Annotated in this window: 9 protein-coding genes and 1 pseudogene; 4 read left to right on the plus strand and 6 right to left on the minus strand. The window is 74.5% G+C overall.

The genetic code is table 11. The features are described 5' to 3' along the window. The first annotated feature begins 186 nt into the window (after window positions 1-186). Together H7H31_RS00720 and H7H31_RS00725 are read left to right on the plus strand one after the other, a co-directional pair. The gene (locus H7H31_RS00720; RefSeq protein ID WP_187062074.1) at window positions 187-996 is read left to right on the plus strand and encodes an SAM-dependent methyltransferase; all 810 of its coding nucleotides are present in this window, start codon (window positions 187-189) and stop codon (window positions 994-996) included. A gap of 795 nt (window positions 997-1,791) precedes the next feature. Next, window positions 1,792-2,490 (plus strand): AfsR/SARP family transcriptional regulator, encoded by a 699-nt coding sequence (locus H7H31_RS00725; RefSeq protein ID WP_443728878.1) that lies wholly within the window; start codon window positions 1,792-1,794, stop codon window positions 2,488-2,490. Window positions 2,491-2,847: 357 nt separating this feature from the next. Here H7H31_RS00725 and H7H31_RS00730 read toward each other — a convergent pair whose 3' ends face one another. The 3 genes and pseudogenes from H7H31_RS00730 to H7H31_RS00740 form a co-directional block, all read right to left on the minus strand. After that, complete coding sequence (locus H7H31_RS00730) at window positions 2,848-11,733, minus strand: type I polyketide synthase (protein WP_187117712.1); 8,886 nt, start codon at window positions 11,731-11,733, stop codon at window positions 2,848-2,850. 448 nt (window positions 11,734-12,181) lie between these two features. After that, a pseudogene (locus tag H7H31_RS00735) lies at window positions 12,182-13,300 on the minus strand (cupin domain-containing protein); the annotation flags it as partial. A 48-nt stretch (window positions 13,301-13,348) separates the two neighbouring features. After that, a complete protein-coding gene (locus H7H31_RS00740; RefSeq protein WP_232109616.1) occupies window positions 13,349-14,536 on the minus strand; it encodes an FAD-dependent monooxygenase in 1,188 nt (395 codons plus the stop codon). 428 nt (window positions 14,537-14,964) lie between these two features. Between H7H31_RS00740 and H7H31_RS00745 the strand changes: the two genes are divergently transcribed. Beyond that, window positions 14,965-15,783 (plus strand): IclR family transcriptional regulator, encoded by an 819-nt coding sequence (locus tag H7H31_RS00745; protein ID WP_187063898.1) that lies wholly within the window; start codon window positions 14,965-14,967, stop codon window positions 15,781-15,783. Window positions 15,784-15,865: 82 nt separating this feature from the next. On the opposite strand, the gene H7H31_RS00750 is transcribed toward H7H31_RS00745, so the two are convergent. Both H7H31_RS00750 and H7H31_RS00755 read right to left on the minus strand, forming a co-directional pair. After that, a complete protein-coding gene (locus H7H31_RS00750) occupies window positions 15,866-16,111 on the minus strand; it encodes a hypothetical protein (protein WP_187063899.1) in 246 nt (81 codons plus the stop codon). 186 nt (window positions 16,112-16,297) lie between these two features. Next, window positions 16,298-16,534 (minus strand): hypothetical protein, encoded by a 237-nt coding sequence (locus tag H7H31_RS00755; protein WP_187063900.1) that lies wholly within the window; start codon window positions 16,532-16,534, stop codon window positions 16,298-16,300. Between the two features lie 229 nt (window positions 16,535-16,763). On the opposite strand from H7H31_RS00755, the gene H7H31_RS00760 reads away from it, so the two are divergent. Next, a complete protein-coding gene (locus tag H7H31_RS00760; protein WP_187063901.1) occupies window positions 16,764-17,108 on the plus strand; it encodes a hypothetical protein in 345 nt (114 codons plus the stop codon). Between the two features lie 363 nt (window positions 17,109-17,471). Here the strand turns inward: H7H31_RS00760 and H7H31_RS00765 are convergent, their stop codons facing one another. Continuing rightward, window positions 17,472-18,386, minus strand: a complete 915-nt coding sequence (locus tag H7H31_RS00765; protein WP_187063902.1) for a lytic polysaccharide monooxygenase auxiliary activity family 9 protein — start codon at window positions 18,384-18,386, stop codon at window positions 17,472-17,474. Between the last annotated feature and the right edge of the window lie 449 nt (window positions 18,387-18,835).

The raw sequence follows: 18,835 nt of genomic DNA on the forward strand, positions 1-18,835 counted from the left end.
CCGGACTTGAGTGATCGGTGCGAGCACGTCGCCAGCGTGGTCTGCCTCTCTAAAGGCACGCCAAACAGGTCGCGGCCGGTGACTTTAGCCCGGTGTTATCGCGCCACTGGACCATCAGCTCACGAGTGGGCCCCGTGGCGGCCCCTTGACGGCCAGCCGGGTCGCCGAGCACACAGGAGGAGAGTCATGTCCCAAGCGTCCGTTCCGCCGAGCGGCCAGGTGTCCGACTACTACAGCTCGCTGGGTCCGCTGCTCCAGATGGCGTGGGACGACAACTTCCACTTCGGGTACTGGGAGAACGCCGAGGACACGGCCACCGTCGAGGAGGCCACCGACCGGTTCACCGACCTGCTCATCGAGCGGCTCCGCGTGGGACCCGGCGATCGGGTGCTGGACGTGGGCTGCGGCATCGGCAAGCCGGCGATGCGCGTGGCGACCTCGACCGGGGCCGACGTACTGGGCATCACCATCAGCGAGCAGCAGGTCAAGCAGGGCCTTGAGCGGGCGGCAGCGGCGGGCAGGTCGGACCAGGTGCGGTTCCAGTTCGCGGACGCCATGGCGATGCCCTTCGACGCGGAGTCCTTCGAGGCCATCCTGGCCTTCGAGTCGATCAACCACATGGAACGGCTGACGGCGCTGCGCGAGATGACGCGGGTGCTGGTGCCGGGCGGCCGGGTCGTGCTGACCGACGTGACCCCGCCCGAGGACGGCAGCTACCAGGAGCCCACCGATCCGTCCGTCGTCTCCTCGCTGGTCAGGCTGGAGGACTGGCCTGAGCTGATCAGCGCGGCCGGGCTGGTCCTCGACGAGGTCAAGGACGTCACCGAGAACACCAAGGACACGGCCAACCGGATGATCGACGGCATCCTGCGCTGCCGCAAGGACTTCGAGGCCACGCACGGGATCTCGGTCCAGGAGGTGTTCGACGCGGCCAAGGAGGCGCTGCCGACGGTGCCGAGCGCCGGATGCGTGATCGTGGTCGCGCACAAGCCCTGAGACACCCCTACCGGACCGCGCCACCGCCCCACCGACCCCGAGTGCGGCGTGGCCAGGGCCTGGGTCTTCGGCGCCGGCACGCGGCGTGCCGGCGCCGAAGACCACCCCCCTAGCGCCCCCGACAACCGGCCCGCGTCCTGGCTGACCAGGCATCACCCGCGGCGCCACACGCGTAGCGCCAGCACCCCCCGCACCCCCGGTCGCCCACCACTCCCACCAGCCCGGCGGCCCGGTTCACCCGTCGCTCCCCCAGCGTGCGCGGCGCTCCCGCGATGACTCCGTTTCACCCCTAGGGGGGTGCGGAGTTGGCAACTGGGGCCGGGGTCTGACGGACAGGGGTGCATTAATCTGTCCGGCGTTGACGAGCGGCGTATCGTCATTCCTGGAGACAGCGCCCGATGGGTGCGGTTTCCCGATTCCCGGCAAGCGAACGGAACAACTCGCAAAGGCGTTTCAGTCACCCGCGAAGAGCCGGTTCGCTTTGCCACCCGGTCCGTCGAGGAAACCGCCAAAGAGACGGGGGATATGTGGCTTCGGTGTTGCATGACGTAAACCAACGGAAACGGCCCTGCGAGGTCAGAGGGACCGACCCACGGGCAGGTGTCCGCTGCGGTCCCACGATCCGCACGTCGACCTGGGTTGAAACTCGCTCGCACACCGCCAAGAGTCCGTCATCGGAATACGACAATTCACCGCTTTCAGCGACTGGGACACGCCGTGCGATATGAAATCATGGGGCCTCTCCGCGTGGTCGACGGAGAGGAGAAGTCTTCCATCAGGGCGCGGAAGATAGAGGTGTTACTCACCGTTCTCCTCGTCCGCTCGGACCAGGTGGTCCCCGTCGACCACCTCATCACGGAGATCTGGGGCGAGGAGCCCCCGCGCCGCGTCATCGCCGGGCTCCACGTGTACATCTCGCAGATCCGCAAGTTCCTCAACCGCCCCGACCGCGACGAGAGCCCGGTGCTCACGCGCCCGCCCGGCTACGTCCTGCGCCTGGGCCCCGACGAGTTGGACATCCGACACTTCGAGCGCCTGGTGAACGACGGGCGCCAGCACTCCCGAGCCCACCGCTACGGACAGGCGGCCCACAGCTTCGAGAGCGCCCTCGCCCTGTGGCGCGGGCCACTGCTCGACGACGTGTGTTGCGGCCCCATCCTGGAGGGTTTCCAGACCTGGTTGTACGAGGCCAGGTTGGAGTGCGTCGAGATGCTGATGGACGCCCGGCTCATGCTGGGCCGGCACCGCGAACTGGTCAGCGACCTCTACCAGTTGGCGACGGAGCACCCGCTCAGGGAGGCGCTGCACCGCCAACTCATGCTCGCGCTCTACCGCTCCGGTCGCCGCGCCGACGCGCTGCACGTCTACCAGTCGGCCCGTAAGACGCTCAACGAGGAGCTGGGCCTCGAACCGTGCCGCGACCTCCAGGCACTCCAACAGGCCATCCTCACCTCGGACGATCGCCTGGAACTCCCGATGCCACTGCCCGCCTGACCATCTGCCCACCTGACTGCCTGACTGCCTGGCTCTCGACTGCCCACATGAGCGACTGACCGCCTGCTCGCCTGTCTCGCACGTCCCGCCGACGCGCACGCCGCCGTCGGCGCGGGTCCGACGCCCGCCGCCCCGGCGCGGTACCCGGCGAGCGCGACAGGCCCGACGACGCCATGTCGGCACCCAGCGCGTCGCCGCCCCTCCCGGCCGGCGGCCACCGACCCCACCGGTGGCCGCCGGCCCTCCGGCGTCCGGGCCCGTGTCCCACGCTGCCGAGGTGCGCCCGCCGGGGCGCGTGCGGGCCGGGCCTCCGTAGCGTGGCGTCGCGGAGGCAGGGCGGCCTCGGCCGACTGCCGCTCATTCGCGCTGGTCGAACAGCGCGAACAACTCCTCGTCCGTCACGGCTTCGCTCCTCGACCAGGCGGCTGCCGTGTCCATCCCCGCCGTATGGGCCGCGGACAGCAGCGCTCGGAGCTGGGCCGTGACCCGCTCGTACCCCGCCGGCTCCGAGGCCGCCGCCGCGACCGCCGGCCGCAGCGCGGCCAGCCGCTCCGCGACGGGGTCCGGTGACGCGGCGCCCTCGGCGTGGGCGCTGAGCGCGCGCAGGAGGTGGGAGGCGAGCGCCGCCGGCGTGGGGTGCTCGAAGGTGGCCGTGGCGGGTAGCCGCACTCCGGTGGCGACGTGCAGTTGGTTACGCAACTCCACCCCGGCCAGCGAGTCGAAGCCGATCTCCTTGAAGCCGTGCTCGGGATCGATGGCGGTCGAGTCGGTGTGACCGAGCACGGCGGCGGTCACGTCGCGCACCAACGCGCGGATGGCCTGCGCCCGTTGCCCCTCCGGCAGGGCGGCGAACCGGTCGGCCCAGGCGTCCGGCGCGGGGTCCGTGCGCGCGCCGCCCGGGCTCGGCCGTCGCGCCGGGGTGCCGACCAGGCCGCGCAGCATGACGGGCGCCTGCTCGGGGTGGACCCGGAACCTGGCGAGGTGGAACGCCGCCGGCACCAGGAGCGCGTGCGGGTTGGCGAGCGCCGCGTCGAGCAGGGCGAGGCCGCGCTCCACCGCGAGCGGGGCGACCCCGGCGCGGGCCCACCGCGTGCGGTCGGCGTTGGTGAGCGCGCCGGCCATGCCCTGCGGGGCATCCCACAGGCCCCAGGCCAGGGATGTCGCGGGCAGCCCCCGGGCCGCGCGGTGTGCGGCCAGCGCGTCGAGGAAGGTGTTGCCCGCCGCGTAGTTGGCTTGCCCCGCAGCGCCCGTCAGCCCCGCCAACGAGGAGAAGAGCACGAACGCGGCCAGCGGACGGCCCTCGGTCAACCGGTGCAGGTTCCAGGCGGCGTCCGCCTTGGGCCGCAGGACCGCCGCGAGCCGCTCGGGGGTGTGCGTGTCGAGGGTGCCGTCATCGACGACGCCGGCCGCGTGCACCACCGCGGTCAGCGGGTGGGCGCTGGGAACGGTGGCCAGCAGTCGGGCGAGCGCCCCCTCGTCCGCGGCGTCCACGGCCGACACGGTCACCCGCGCGCCGTGCGCGGCGAGTTCGGCCGTGAGCCGGCGCGCGCCGGGCGCCTCCAAGCCGCGACGGCTGAGCAACAACAGGTGCCGTACCCCGTGCGCGGTCACCAGGTGGCGGGCCACCAGCGACCCCAACCCACCGGTCCCGCCCGTGACGAGGACGGTCCCGTGCGGGTCGAACGCGACCGCGACGCCCCGGGCGGCCTCCCCCGTCCGGGCCGCGCTGGCGTCCCGGGCCGCGCTGCCCGCCGTCGCCTCGTCGCACGCTCGGGGGTCGGCGATGTCGCGGGTGGCGCCGCGCGGTGGCGGGGGGCCGGCGACCGGCGGCTCCGCCGCGACCGCCGCCCTCCGCAGGGGCGCCAGGCGCGGTACGAGGAGGCGGCCGGCTCGCACCGCGAGCTGCGGTTCGCGGCTGGCGATGGCCGCGGACAGGAGGGCGTCGTCACCGGCTGGTTCGAGGTCGAGCAGGGTGACACGGCCCGGATGTTCGGTCTGTGCGCTACGGAGGAGCCCCCACAACGGGGCGGCGGCTAGTGCCGTCACGTCCTCGCCCGGGCGGGTCGCGACGGCCCCACGGGTGGCCACCACCAACCGCGCCTTCGCGAAGCGGTCATCGCCCAGGAACCGCTGGACGAGTGCCAACACGCGCTCCGCCATGCGGTGTGCGGCCGGCACCGGGTCGGCTTCGCCGGGCTCGGCCCACACCCTGGCGAGAACCACCTCGGCGTCCGGCGTGACGTCCACAGTCAGCGCCTCGCCCGCCCACGCTTGCGCACATGGCTGCGGGGGCGCTGTCCGTACGGGGGGCCGCGTGGAGGCCGCGGCCTCCCGTGGGGGGTTGGTCGGCGTCTCGGGCCCGGCGTGGCCGACCGTCTTCTCCGGTCGCGTCACGCCCTCGGCTCCGGAGCCGTGCGCATCGGCCGACACGGTGAACTGCACCATCGCGGGTGCGGGTGTGTCGGCGGTCGGGGCGGGCAGCGGCTCCCAGGCGACGGTGTACAGCGGCAGCGGGCCGCTCCCCTGGTCGCGCCCGGCGGCGGCGAGCTTGGCGGTGCGTACGGGCCGCAGGGTGAGGGATCGTACGGAGGCCACCGGCGCCCCGGTCAGGTCCGTGACCGTCAGGGTCACGGTGTCCGGACCGGTGGGGTGGAGGCGGGCGCGAAGCTCGGTCGCGCCGGTGGCGTGCACGGTGACGCCGGCCCAGGCGAACGGGAGCCAGACCTCGTCGGGTTCGCCCGCGCGCGTGGCGTCCGCGGCCAGTGGGTGGAGCACGGCGTCCAGCAGCGCGGGGTGGATCGCGCACCGTTCGGCGACCGCCGACTGGTCCGTGGGGAGCCGCACCTCGACGTAGTGGTCCCGGCCATGTCGCCAGCAGGCCGTGAGATTGCGGAAGGCCGGCCCGTAGTCGTACCCCCGGTCGGCCAGTCGGGCGTACACGTCGGCCACCGCGACGGGCGCGGCCTCGGCGGGTGGCCAGGCGGCGGGTTGATCGGCGCTGTTCTCGTCCCACGCGTCCGGTGTCCGGGGGCCGAGCGCGCCCGAGGCGTGGCGCGTCCAGGAGCCCGGCTCGCCGTCGGGCGCGTCCGCGCGGGCGTGCAGGGCCAGCGGGCGCTGGCCGGAGGCGTCGGGGGTCCCGACGGTGACCTGGATCTGGAGCCCGCCGCTGGCCGGCAGCGGCAGCGGGGTCTCCAGGGTGAGGTCGACGACCCGTCCGGCCCCGATGTGCCGGGCCGTGGCCTGGGCCAGCTCCAGGAAGGCGGTGCCGGGGACGATGACGCGCGCGCCGATGGTGTGGTCGGCCAGCCAGGGGTGGCCGGCGAGCGAGAGGCGGCCGGTGAGCACGGCTTCGTCCCGGTCGGCGAGCGGCACCGCGGCCGACAGCCACAGGTGCTCCGCGCTCTCCAACCCGAGGCCGCGCGGGTCCGTGCGGGGCTGCTGGGCGAGCCAGTAGTGGTCGCGCTGGAACGCGTACGTGGGCAACTCCACCCGCCGCGCGCCGGGGAAGAAGCTGGTCAGGTCCAGCGGCGCGCCGTGTGCGTGCGCGCCTCCGAGGCCGACGACGAGGGTTTCGGCCTCCGGGCGCCCGGCGCGCAGCAGGGCGTGGGCGGTGGACGACTGACCGTGGAACGATTCGGCCGCCATGGCCGTGAGGACGGCGTCGGGGCCGACCTCGACGAAGACGGTGGTGCCGCGCTCTTCGAGGGTGCGGATGGCGTCGAGGAACCGTACGGGCTCGCGCACCTGGCGCACCCAGTAGTCGGGCGAGGTCAGCTCCGCCGCCGTCGCGAGTCGCCCGGTGAGCGTGGAGACGAGGGGGCGGCTCGGCGCCCGGAGGTCGAGGCGGGCGAGCACGTCACGGAACGGGGCGAGCGCCGGGTCCATGTGCGGGGAGTGGAAGGCGTGGCTGACGCGCAGGCGGCGGGTCTTGCGGCCCCGCGCGCGCCAGCGGTCGGCGACCTCGGTGGCGACCTCCTCGTCTCCGGAGATCACCACGGCGGTGGGCCCGTTGACGGCGGCGACGGACACCCGGTCGGCGTGCTCGGTCAGCGACCGCACCACCTCGGCCTCGGTCGCCTGCACGGCGATCATCGCGCCCCCCGGGTGGGCCGTCTGCATGAGTCGGCCCCGGGCGGCGACCAGCGTCGCGGCGTCGGCGAGCGAGAGCACGCCGGCGAGGTGGGCGGCGGCGAGTTCGCCGACGGAGTGCCCGGCGAGCGCGTCGGGCGTGAGCCCGTACTGCTCAAGGAGGTGGAACAGGGCCACCTCGTGGGCGAAGAGCGCCGGCTGGGCGTACGCCGTCTGGTGCAGCCCGGCTTCCGGCTCAGCACCGGGAGTCGCCCCGGGCAGGTGGTCGCGAGCGAACATGACCTCGCGCAGTGGGTGCTCCAGGTGCTCGTCGAACGCTCCGCACACCGTCTCCAGGGCCCGCGCGAACACCGGGTATGTCGCTGCCAACTCCCGTCCCATGCCCGGATGCTGGGCACCCTGGCCGGTGAACAGGAAGGCGGTGGCGCCGGCGTGGGAGGCGTCGCCGCGCACCAGGTTGGGCGCGCTCTCGCCGCGGGCCAGGGCGTCGAGGCCGGTGTGGAACTCCTCGGGCGTCGCGCCGAACACGATCGCGCGCCGCTCGAAGGCGGTACGGGTCGTGGCGAGCGAGTAGCCCACGTCGGCCGGGGGCGCGGTGGGGTGGTGGGCGTGGAACTCCCGCAGGCGCGCTCCCTGTTCCCGCAGGGCGCGGTCGTTGCGGGCCGAGAGCAGCCAGGGCAGCGGGGCTGCCCCGCGCGCGGGGGCGTCGGCCGGGGTGGGCGGCGCCGCGTCGGTCCCGGTTTCGGGGGTGGCGGGCGATGGTTCTTCGAGCACTACGTGGGCGTTGGTGCCGCTGATGCCGAACGACGAGACGGCCGCCCGGCGCGGCCGGTCGGTGTGTGGCCACGCGCGCGCCTCGGTGAGCAGGGCCACGCTTCCGGTGTCCCAGTCGACGTGCGGCGTGGGCTCGCGGGCGTGCAGGGTGCGGGGCAGCAGGCCGTGCCGCATGGCCTCGACCATCTTGATGATCCCGCCGACGCCGGCGGCCGACTGGGTGTGGCCGAGGTTGGACTTGAGGGAGCCCAGGTAGACGGGGTCCGCGTCGCGCCGGTCGCGGCCGTAGGTGGCGAGTACGGCCTCGGCCTCGATGGGGTCACCCAGGGCGGTGCCGGTGCCATGGGCCTCGACCACGTCGACATCGCCGGTGCCCAGGCCGGCGTCGGCGAGTGCCTGGTGGATGACGCGCCGCTGGGCCGGTCCGTGGGGCGCGGTGAGGCCGTTGGACGCCCCGTCCTGGTTGACCGCGGTGCCGCGTACGACGGCGAGCACGCGGTGGCCGTTGCGGTGCGCGTCCCTTACGCGTTCGAGCATGAGGAGCCCGACGCCCTCGGCCCATCCGGTGCCGTCGGCGCCCGCGCCGAAGGGTTTACAGCGCCCGTCGGGCGACAGGCCGCGCTGCCGGGAGAACTCGAGGAACATGCCCGGCGTCGCCATCACGGTCGCGCCGCCGGCCAGCGCGAGTTCCGTCTCGCCCTGGCGCAGGGAGCGCACCGCCAGGTGGAGGGCGACCAGCGAGGAGGAACAGGCGGTGTCCACGGTGACGGCGGGGCCGGTCAGGCCCAGGTGGTAGGCGATGCGCCCGGACAGGACGCTGGTGTGGCCACCGGTGAGCAGGTGCCCCTCGACGCCCCGCGGGGCGTCGTGCATGCGCGGGCCGTAGTCGAGTGCGGTGCCGCCGACGAAGACTCCGGTGGCGCTGGAGCGCAGCGCGGTGGGGTCGATGCCGGTGTGTTCGGCCGCCTCCCAGGCCACTTCGAGCAGCAGCCGCTGCTGGGGGTCCATGCCGCGGGCCTCGCGCGGCGAGATGCCGAAGAAGGCCGCGTCGAAGCCGCCGGCGTCGTGCAGGAACCCGCCTTGCCTGGCGTAGCTCTTGCCCGGCCGCTCCGGGTCCGGGTCGTACAACTCCTCGTCCCAGCCGCGCCCGGTGGGGAAGCCGGTGATCGCGTCCCGTCCCTCGGCGACCAGCCGCCACAGATCGGCGGGCGAGGCCACCTCGCCGGGGTAGCGGCAGGCCATGCCGACGATGGCGATGTCGTCGCGGGCCACCTCGGCCGGGGCGGGGCGGCTGCGGGGCACGGCCAGGGGGCTTGGGGCGTCGCGCGCGGCGGGGGCCAGGGCGGCGCTGAGGTGGCGCTCCAGGTGCTCGATGGTGGGGTGGTCGAAGAGCAGCGAGGAGGGCAGCCGGAGCCCGGTGGCCCGGCCGAGCCGGTTGCGCAGGTCGATGGCGCCCAGCGAGTCGAAGCCCAGGTCCTTGAAGGTCCGCCGGGCGTCGACGTCGTCCGGTTCGTACGCCAGGACCTGGGCGACCTGGGCGCGGATGAGGGCGGCCACGGCCCGGCGTCGGTCGTCCGCGGCGGGCGCGGTGAGCTGGGCGCGCCACGGGCCGTCGGCGTCTTCTGGTTCGGGCGTCTCGTACGCCTCGTGGCTGTGCCCGCCGGGCCAGTAGCGCTGCCGCTGGAAGGGGTAGGTGGGCAGGTCGGTGCGGGTGGCGTCGGTGTCGCGGAAGGGGACGGTCCAGTCGACGGCGACGCCGTGCACGTATGCCTCGGCCAGCGAGGTCAGGAAGCGGTGCGGGCCGCTCTCGCCCCGGCGCAGGGAGCCGATGGCCGCCGTGTGTTCGGTGCCGCGCGCCTCGGCGCTCTGCTCGATGCCGTGCACGAGCACGGGGTGCGGGGACAGTTCGACGAACACGGCGTCGCCCGCGTCGAGCACCGCGTCGACGGTCTGCGCGAAGCGGACGGTTCCGCGCAGGTTCTCGTACCAGTACCGGGGGTCGAGTTCGGTGCCGCGCAGGGGCTGTGCCGTGACCGTGGAGTAGAGCGGGATCGTCGCCGGGCGTGGCGCGATGTCGGCCAGCGCTCGCACCAGCCGTGGGCGTACCGGTTCGACCTGGGCCGAGTGGGACGCGTAGTCCACCGGGATGCAGCGGGCGCGCACGCCGTCGGCGACGCACCGGGCCACGAGTTCGGTGGCGGCGTCGGCCTCGCCGGAGACGACGACGGACGCGGGGCCGTTGACGGCGGCCAGCGACAGTCGGCCGTCCCAGGCCGCGATCAGCTCGGTGGCCGCGTCGGGGCTCAACGCCAGCGAGACCATGGCGCCGCCGCCGGCGATGGCGCCGATGACCTGGGAGCGCAGCGCCACCACGCGGGCCGCGTCGCGCAGCGACAGGGCGCCGGCCACGCAGGCGGCGGCCGTCTCGCCCTGGGAGGCGCCGATGAGGGCCGACGGCACCACGCCGTGGTCCTGCCACAGGGCGGCCAGGGAGACCATCACGGCGAACAGCGCGGGCTGTACGACGTCCACGCGCGCCAGCGGGGGCGCGCCGGGCGCCTGGCGCAGCACGGCTTCCAGGTCCCAGTCCACGAACTCGGAGAGGGCCTCGGCGCACTCGGCCATCCGGCGGGCGAAGGTCGGGGCGTGGTCCCACAGTTCGGTGGCCATGCCGGCCCACTGCGAGCCCTGGCCGGGAAAGACGAAGACCACCCGCTGGCCGGCCGGTCCGGCTCCGCCCACCGGGGGTTCGACCAGGTCCGGCGCCGACTCGCCGCGCGCCAGTGCGGCGAGGGCCGCGGCGCGGCGCGCGGGGTCGGCGGCGACGATGACCGCCCGGTGCTCGAAGGCGGTGCGCCCGGCGGCGAGGGACCAGCCGACGTCGCACGGCCGCGGCGCCGGATCGTCCGCGACGCGGTCGGCCAGCCGCCGGGCCTGCGCGCGCAGCGCGCGCGGGTCGCGGCCGGAGAGCGGCCAGGGCAGCCAGGTCGGGGCCGCCGGCGCCACGTCCGTCTGACGTGCGGTGCGGGGGTGGGTGGTTGACGCTGCCACCGGGTGGGCGGACGCGGGCGGCGACGCCGGGGTGTGGGGCCGGGCGGGCGGGGCCTCGCCGAGCACCACGTGGCAGTTGGTGCCGCCCATGCCGAAGGCGCTCACCCCGGCCACCAGCGGGCCGTCCTGCGCGGGCCAGGGTTCCGCCTCGCGTTGGACGGCGATGCCGAGTTCGGCCAGCGGGATGTCCGGGTGCGGGGTGCGGAAGTTGAGGCTGGGCGCGAGGCGCCGGTGATGGAGGCTGAGCAGCGTCTTGACCAGCCCGACGAGCCCTGCCGAGCCTTCCAGGTGGCCCACGTTGGTCTTGGCAGAGCCGACGCGCAGCGGCGCCCGCCCGGGGGGCCCGTCGGCGCGGGCGGCACCGAGGGCCGCGGCCTCGATCGGGTCGCCGACGGGCGTGCCCGTGCCGTGCAACTCGACGTACTGGGCGTCGGCGGGGGTCAGCCCCGCGCGGGCGTAGGCCAGGCGGAGCACCTGTTCCTGGGCGGCCCGGCTCGGCACGGTCAGGCCGGTGGAGGTGCCGTCGTTGTTGACGGCGCTGCCGCGGATGACGCCGTAGACGCGGTCGCCGTCGGCGACGGCGCGGCGCAGCGGCTTGAGGACCGCGACGCAGCCGCCCTCGCCGCGCACGTAGCCGTTGGCCCGGGCGTCGAAGACGTAGCAGCGGCCGTCGGGTGAGAGGGCGCCGAGTCGCTCGGAGGTCGCCGTGCTGTCGCTGGTGAGGATGAGGTTGACGCCGCCGACGAGCGCGAGTTCCGACTCGCCGGTGCGCAGGCTGGTGGCGGCCAGGTGGGTGGCGACCAGGGAGGAGGACTGGCCCGCGTCCAGGGTGAGGCTCGGGCCGCGCAGGCCGAGGAGGTAGGACACGCGGTTGGCGAGGAGGCTGCGGTGGGTGCCGGTCATGGAGTGGCGGGAGACGGCCTCGGGGTCGCCGTGGTGCAGCACGCTGGCGTAGTCGCTCCACATGGCGCCGACGTACACCCCGGTCGGGCTGTCGCGGAGCGTGTCGGCGACGATCGCGGCGTCCTCCAGGGCCTCCCAGGCCAGTTCGAGGACGAGGCGCTGCTGGGGGTCCATGGCCACGGCCTCGCGGGGCGAGATGCCGAAGAAGGCCGGGTCGAAGGCGTCCACCTGGTCCAGGTAGCCGCCGAGTGGCCCGCGCTGGCCGGGGGCGACGGCGAGGCTGGGCCGTCGCTGTGCGGGGGGCTCGCCGATCGCGTGTCGCCCCTCGGTGAGCAGTCGCCAGAAGGCCGCGGGCCCGGGCGCCCGGGGCAACCTACAGGCCAGTCCGACGACGGCGACCGGTTCTTCCTGCGCTCCGCCCGTCACTGAACGTCCCTCCCCCGCCGTGCCGTGAGTGGAGGCTGACGGGCCGGGGCCCGTGGCACACGCGCCGCAGCGCGCCGGGTGGTTCCTGGGGGTCGGCTGCCAGCTCTCCGCGCATCACCCCACCCTTCAGGGTGATTACTCTCTGCCTTCAGATGCTCACACGGAGGTAGAGAAAAAATCGCCTCCCTGGCTGGATATCTACGTCAAGTTGACCAACACGCCGACCAGTTGATCACCCACAGGAGGTAGCTCAGGGATGAGCGTGCCGGGATCGTCGCCACACGGCGACCCACTCGACGCGACGGGTGGCGACCCGTGATGCCCTGTGGTGTGCCGCGATGCCCCGCGATGTGCCGTAAGGCGGCGAAAACCCCGCGCGCCGGCCGGAGTTCGGTTCACCGGCGCGCGCCGGGGTGCGGCGAGGGTGGTGCGGCGAGGGTGGTGCGGCGCGGGCGAGACCGAGGCGTTCGAGGACGGGCGCGTCGCTGAAGCGGAAGAGGTCCAGGCCCGCTCCCGCCTCCTCGGGCTCGCGGGCGTCGGCCGCCTCGACCGCCAGCTCGGTCCAGGAGGGGACGGCCACCAGGTCACCGCGCCCGACGGGGTGGCGCCGACCGTCCAAGGTGAGGGTGCCGGAACCCGCGAAGACCTGCCAGACGCTGGAGCCCGCCTCGCGGGTGGGCGCGTCGCGCGCTCCCGCGGCGAACCGGTGGGCCTCCAACCGGATGGTGGCCAGGGCGTCGCCGCCGGTGGCGGGATTGGTGAAGCGGACCGCGGCGTGGCCCGGCTCGACGCCGGCGGCCAGGTCGAGTTGGGCGGTGAGCGCGGCGTCGGTACGCCCCCAGCGGTAGGCGATCAGTGGCGAGTGCGCGGGTTCCGGCACGCCCAAGGGGCGCAGTCCGGGGTGCGCCCACAGCCGCTCGGCCCGGGAGCGCTCGGGCGTGGAGCGGTCGTCCAGGCCGTCCGGCCCGTACTCGAAGAACCCGGCGTCCACGTGGTGCACGAAGGGGATGTCGAGCCCGTCCAGCCAGGTCATGGGGGTGGAGCGGGGGTTGTGGTGGGCGTGGAAGCACATGCCGGGCGTCAGCAGCAGGTCGCCCCTGCGCATGGCGACCGGGTCGCCGTCCACGACGGTCCACACGCCCTCGCCCTCCAGGACGAAGCGGAACGCGCTCTGGCTGTGTCGGTGCGGCGGTGCCACCTCGCGCGGTCCCAGGTACTGGATGGCCGCCCACAGGGTCGGCGTGGCGAAGGTTTGCCCGGCCAGGCCGGGGTTGGCCAGCGCGATGGCGCGGCGTTCGCCGCCTCGACCGACCGGGACCAGGTCGCCGGCGCGCGCCGCGAGGGGGTGCAGCCGGGCCCAGTGCCACAGGTGCGGGACGGCGCGCGGGGTGGGCGTCGGTGGCATCAGCCCCTCGCGGACCGTCCACAGCGGGACCAGGCTGGCCCGTTCTAAGTCCTGGTAGAGACGTTGCTCCTCGGGGGTCACGGGGCCTCCTGCGCTCGGTGGGCGGGAGCGGCGCGCGGCGACCGTCGTGGGGTGGACGCTGCCGGTGCCGGTGCCGGACACGGCAGGGCCGCTCGGTCGCTCGCGTGGTGCGGTGGTGTGGGCGGGCGCTCAGCGGGTGGGGCGTTGGTAGAGCCAGTCCAGGTCGGTGTAGTCGTCGGGGGCGCGGCGGGCGAAGAGGCGGTCGCGCAGGGCCGGGATGACCGGGCCGTCGTCGTGCCACACCTCGCCCCAGGCGCGGGCCAGGCGTTGCACGGTCGCGGTTCTGGGGATGCGCTCGCCCTGGTAGGCGGCGAACGCGGCGGGGGCCTTTCCGTCGTGCGCCGCCAGGTGGCGGGCCAGGCACTCGGCGTCCTCGATGGCCTGGCAGGCGCCCTGGGCGAGGTACTGGAGCATGGGGTGGGCCGCGTCGCCGAGCAGGGTGACGCGGCCCGTGGTCCAGTTGTCGATCGGGGCCCGGTCGTACATCGGCCAGCGGCGGTGGGTGCCGAGCAGGGCGACGGCCGCGCGCACCTGCTCGGCGCCGGCGGCGAAGTGTTCCCGCAGTTCGTCGGCGGTGCCCCAGTCGTCGCTGGCCGCGATCTCGGGCCGGTAGCGGCGGCTGCGGAAGACCGCCACCTGGTTGTGCAACTCCCCGCGTCGTATGGGGTACTGCACCAGGTGCTTGCCTGGTCCGATCCAGACGAGCTCGTCGTCGGGCCGCACGCTGTCGGGCAGGTCGCCGGCCGGGACGGTGCCGCGATAGGCGACGTACCCCGAGCACAGCGGCGCGTCGTCGGTCACCAGCGCGCGGGTGCGCGACCACAGGCCGTCGGCGCCGACCACCGCCTCGCACGCGTAGGTCTCGCCGTCGGCGAACCGCACGGTCGCCGACTCGCCCTCGGCGTCGCGCACCTCGACGACCTCGCGCCCCGACTCCAGGGTGACGCGCTCGTGCGCGCGGCAGGCGGCGAGCAGGATGTCGAGGAGGTCGCCGCGGTGCAGCACGGTGTACGGCTGGCCGTAGCGTGCCCGGAAGGCGTCGCCGAGGTCGACGGTGGTCAGCCGGCGGCCGGTGTCGGCGTGGAGGAAGACCAGGTTGCGGGGGTAGACGGCCACGGCGGCGAGTTCGGGACCGAGGTTTAGCGCGGTGAGCACGCGCAGGGCGTTCGGGGCGAGTTGGATGCCGGCGCCCAACTCGCCGAACTCCGGGGCCTGTTCCACGACGTGCACGTCGAACCCCGCCCGGGCCAGGCAGAGGCCGGCGGTCATGCCGCCGATGCCGCCGCCGATGATCAGAAAGGGAACGCGTGCGCCCACTCCTACCTCCCGTTGGCCCTCCGGGACACCGACCGGCGCCGCTCCCCCGGGTCCGCCTGGAGCCACGAGCCGGCGTGTGGCCGGGCGCGCGTCCATCCCCCGCGTGGGCGCGCACCCGGCACGTGGGTGGCGCTGCCGCCGTCCGCCCCGTGTCGGACGCCGTGGCGCACCACCGCTCCTGGCGGTCCGCATCGCGACCGGCGCCGACCAGCGCCGGTTCGTCACCCCCGCCCCGGCCGACCCGATGGCTGTCGACCGGCGTCCGAGGAGGCGATGAGGGCTCAACTGCTCGTGCAGATCGGCGCGTTACGTGTCACGATGAGGAACACCGACCCGGATACTGCTACATGTTGACGGGAGTCGCAAGAGCGCCCTCGGCCGTCCACAGCCCTACGGAACTGGGGGTCCCCTGCGCTACGGTGCAGCCCATGGACGCGGAGGAGGCGGAGACCCTGGAGCCGGCCCGCGAGCGGGAGTCGGAGTCGGCGGCGAGCCGCCCGGCGGGGTTGATCGGGGCCGTCGACAACGTGTTGCGCCTGCTGCGCCTGTTCGAGGAGCACCAGGTGGTCCGCGTCAACCAGATCAGCCGCGACATGGGGCTCTCCCGCTCCACCGTGCACCGCCTGCTCTCGACGCTCGGCTACCACGAGTTCGTCGAGCAGGACACGCACTCGCGCGCGTACCGCCCGGGGCCCGCGCTGGTGGACATCGGCCTGTCCGTGGTGCGGAACATGGACATCCGCTCGATGGCGCGCAGCTCGCTCGTGCGGCTACGGGACGAGACGGACGAGACGGTCCACCTGGCGACGCGGCGTGGCACGCGGATGCTGTACATCGACAGCGTCGAGAGCGAGCAGACCGTGCGGGTCAGCAGCCGGATCGGCTGGAGCCTGCCCGCGCACGCCACGGCGGCGGGCAAGGTGATGCTGGCCGAGCTGAGCGAGGAGCAGTTGGTCGCGCTCTACCCGTGCGAGCAGCTCGACGCCCCCACCGAGCGCGCCCCCGCCACGCGCACGGCGCTGCGCGATCACCTCGACGCGGTGCGCGGGCGCGGGTACGCGGTCAACCACGCCGAGAGCGAGGACGACGTGAGCGCGGTGGGCGCGGCCATTCGCGACCGGGCCGGTCGGGCCATCGCCGCCCTGGTGACCACGGCCCCCAAGTCCCGCGCCGACGAGGCGTGGCTCGCGGCGACGGCGCGGGCCACGCTCCGCGTGGCATCGGAGCTGACCGCGCGGACGGGGTAGCCACCCGCCCCACGGGGTCGCCCCGGTGCGGCGGCCACGGCCGCCCGGGGGCGCGGCGGCGGGCCCACCCGTCGGCCCCGGGTCAGAGCAGGTGCCGAGGGGTCCAGGTGAACTGGTCGCCGCCGACCCACCGGATGACGTCGGGGTCCTCCAAGTCGAGATGGCGTACGCCCAGTTGCTGGGCGATCTCGATCACGTCCACCACCGACCTGGCCGTTCCCGCCACCTCCCCGCCGACCTCCACCAACCGAAACGGTGGGCTGCCCGGCTGCACGGGCAGCACGACGAGACGGGGGGCCGAGATGTGCGGGCTATCACGTTCGGTCATGCCTCCACGGTGCCGCCTCTTCGCCCCTCGCGCACACCGACGAGCGGGCCCCGCGACCAGCCCGCCCCACGGGGCCGAACCGGAGGGCGTCGGCGACCGCCCCTCCCCCACACCGGCGGCCGGCCGAGCGAACACGTGAACCAACCGCTACCGCGCGCCGGGCGTGCCCGGCGGGTGGCGTCGGCCTCAGCGCGGGGGCGCGTCCAGCCACGCGTCGGGTCCGCCGCCGTGCCACTCGACCACCTCGGGGTCGTCCAGGGCGATGCGGTCCTCGGGCACGCCGGCGCGGCGCATCATCCGCACCACCTCGTCGGGCTCGACCGCCACCCCCACGTCGCGCCCGTCGATCGTCACCCGGCGCCGCCCGTCCAGCGGCGCGTCCACGACCACGCGCGGCGCCCCGCGCCCATTCGTCTCGTTCATGCCTCCAGCCTGCGATGCCGCGCCAGCCCACGCATCCCGGCGGGCGGCCGGGCCCGGTGCGGGTGCGCGGTCGCCCGCGAGGGCCGTCGCGCTGGGCGCCCCGGGCCGCGCGGCGACGGGTGGCCGGAAAGGGTCGGCCCGCGGTTCCTGGCGCTCCTTTGGGGGGATCATCGCCCCTGCTCGGCGTGGTTCGCGTCGAACGCATTCGAACAGTCGTATCATTCTCGGCATGGCCGAAACGTTTGAGTTTCCTCGCGATCTTCTGGCAGCCCAGGAGGAGCTGCATCAGGTCCGTGCCCGGTTGCTGGCGCTCTACGAGCGGTTGCCCTGGTCCGTGGAGCCGGCGCCCGGTTTCAGGGACCAGGACCTGTGGCGCCCCCGCGAACGGCCGGACTCCCCGGGCTGGCCCGAGCCGGAGCGTACCGAGGTGGCCGAGTTGCGCGAGCGCGAGCTCGCCCTGGCCACGACGGTGAGCCAGCACCCGTTCTGGGCCACGCTCAGCGGCCCGCGGGTGCCGGCCGGACGCATGGCGCTCAAGCACGCGCACGAGCAGCCGGCGAGCGAGAGCGCCTGAGTCGCCCGCGAGGCCGGCCGCCCCCGCCGTCCGGCGCGTGATCGCGGCTGGCGCCGGTGCGAGGGCGGCCGGGCGCGAGCGCGCCGCGCCCGACCGTGGGGTCGGGCGGCGCGCGTCGCGCGGGAGGGGGCGAGGCCGGCGCGTCGGCAAGGCCCGGGGGCGGCCGTGGGAGGCCGCCACTCAAGGGCGGGCCGGGCCGCGGCGCCGGGCACCCGCCCCCTGGCGGAGCCCGCGGCTTCGCTTACGCCGCGCGCCGCTGGCCGGCTGTCGGTCCGGCCAGCGGCTGTGGGCGCTGGACGCGCCCGGGTGGGGCCGGCGCGCAGGAGGTGACGCGCCGACCCCTGGCCCGATGGGCCGGTGGGATCAGGCCGTCTTGCGGCGGCGGAACATGATGAAGCAGGCCGCCGTGATGCCGACGGCCGCCGCGCCCGCGATGGTCTGCGGGACCGTGCTGCCGTCGCCCGCCGCGGCGGCGGTGTTCTCGGCGTTCAGGGCGACCTTGCCGTCCTGGGCGGCGAGCTTGTTGGACGCGGCCTGCTCACCGGGCAGGTCACCGCCGTGGCCGTGGTGGGTCACGGTCGACTTGTCGGCACCCGCGTCGATCTCCTGCTGGGTCGGGGCCTTGGCGGCGACCTGGGCGGCCTGGCCGAAGACGACGTCGGAGCAGCTGTAGAAGGCCTCGGCGCTGTCGTTGCGCTGCCAGACCTTGTACAGCATGTGCCGGCCGCTGCGCTCGGGCAGGGTGCCGGAGAACTCGTACCAGCCGCTGGGCGCGGTGCGGGCGGTGCCGGCCTTGGCGACCGGAGCGGTCTCCAGGTCGGACCACTTGAGGGGCTTGGTGGGGTCGTAGCCCGGCTTGGTGATGTACACGGTCATGGTGCCGGGGTGGGCGGCGGTGACGCGGTAGCGGAAGTTGATCGCCCCGGAGGAGACCTTGGTCGCGGGCCAGTCGGTACGGGCCCAGTCGAGCGCCTTGTACTTCTCACGGTTGGCCGAGCACAACTTGCCATCCGGGATCAGCCTCTGGTGCTGGCCGTTGGCGTTGGCGATGTTCACCTCGTTCCAGTCGTAGAGCGGCTGGGTGCCGCTCGTCGCGACGAGGTCCTTGCACACCTGCGTCTTGGGGTTCTCCGGGCCCTCGGCGTAGCAGGTGGCGACGCGACTGACCGGGCCGAACATCGTGCCGTGGGCGCTGGCCTGACCGGGCGTGAAGGTCACGAGCAGCGCGGACGCGGCACCGACCGCGCCCAGGGAGGCGGCCTTGCGTCGAACGGACATCGGGGGCTCCATTCTCCAACTTGGGGGGAACACAAGTGAAAAACGATCTACAGGCAGGGGACATCGCACAGCCCCCAGGGGCGTAGCGCGCTGGGACGCAGCACGTCACGGCTTCCCGGAGGTCATTCAGAGGCAGGGTCGCATTGGCCTAGACCATCCACAAGAGTCGTGCACATGGCAATCCGGAAGGGCCCTCCGGCGGCTGAATCTTTGCCCCCGCTTCGCGGCCGACGCGAAGACCGTGCTCACCACACCGACTTCGCGGGGATCTCCGCACGCCAACCGGCACTTACCGGGCTACCGCCGGTCTCCGTGGCCAGCGTCACGACGGCGACTGATCGTTCGTTAGGTGAGCGGCGGTCGCCTCATGTTGACGCATAAACGACGTTCCCGGACCCGGGCCGCCACCCCTCGCGCCGCCGCGCCCCGGCCCCGCCCACGCCGCTGGC

Source organism: Streptomyces buecherae (assembly GCF_014295035.1).
GTDB lineage: Bacteria > Actinomycetota > Actinomycetes > Streptomycetales > Streptomycetaceae > Streptomyces > Streptomyces youssoufiensis.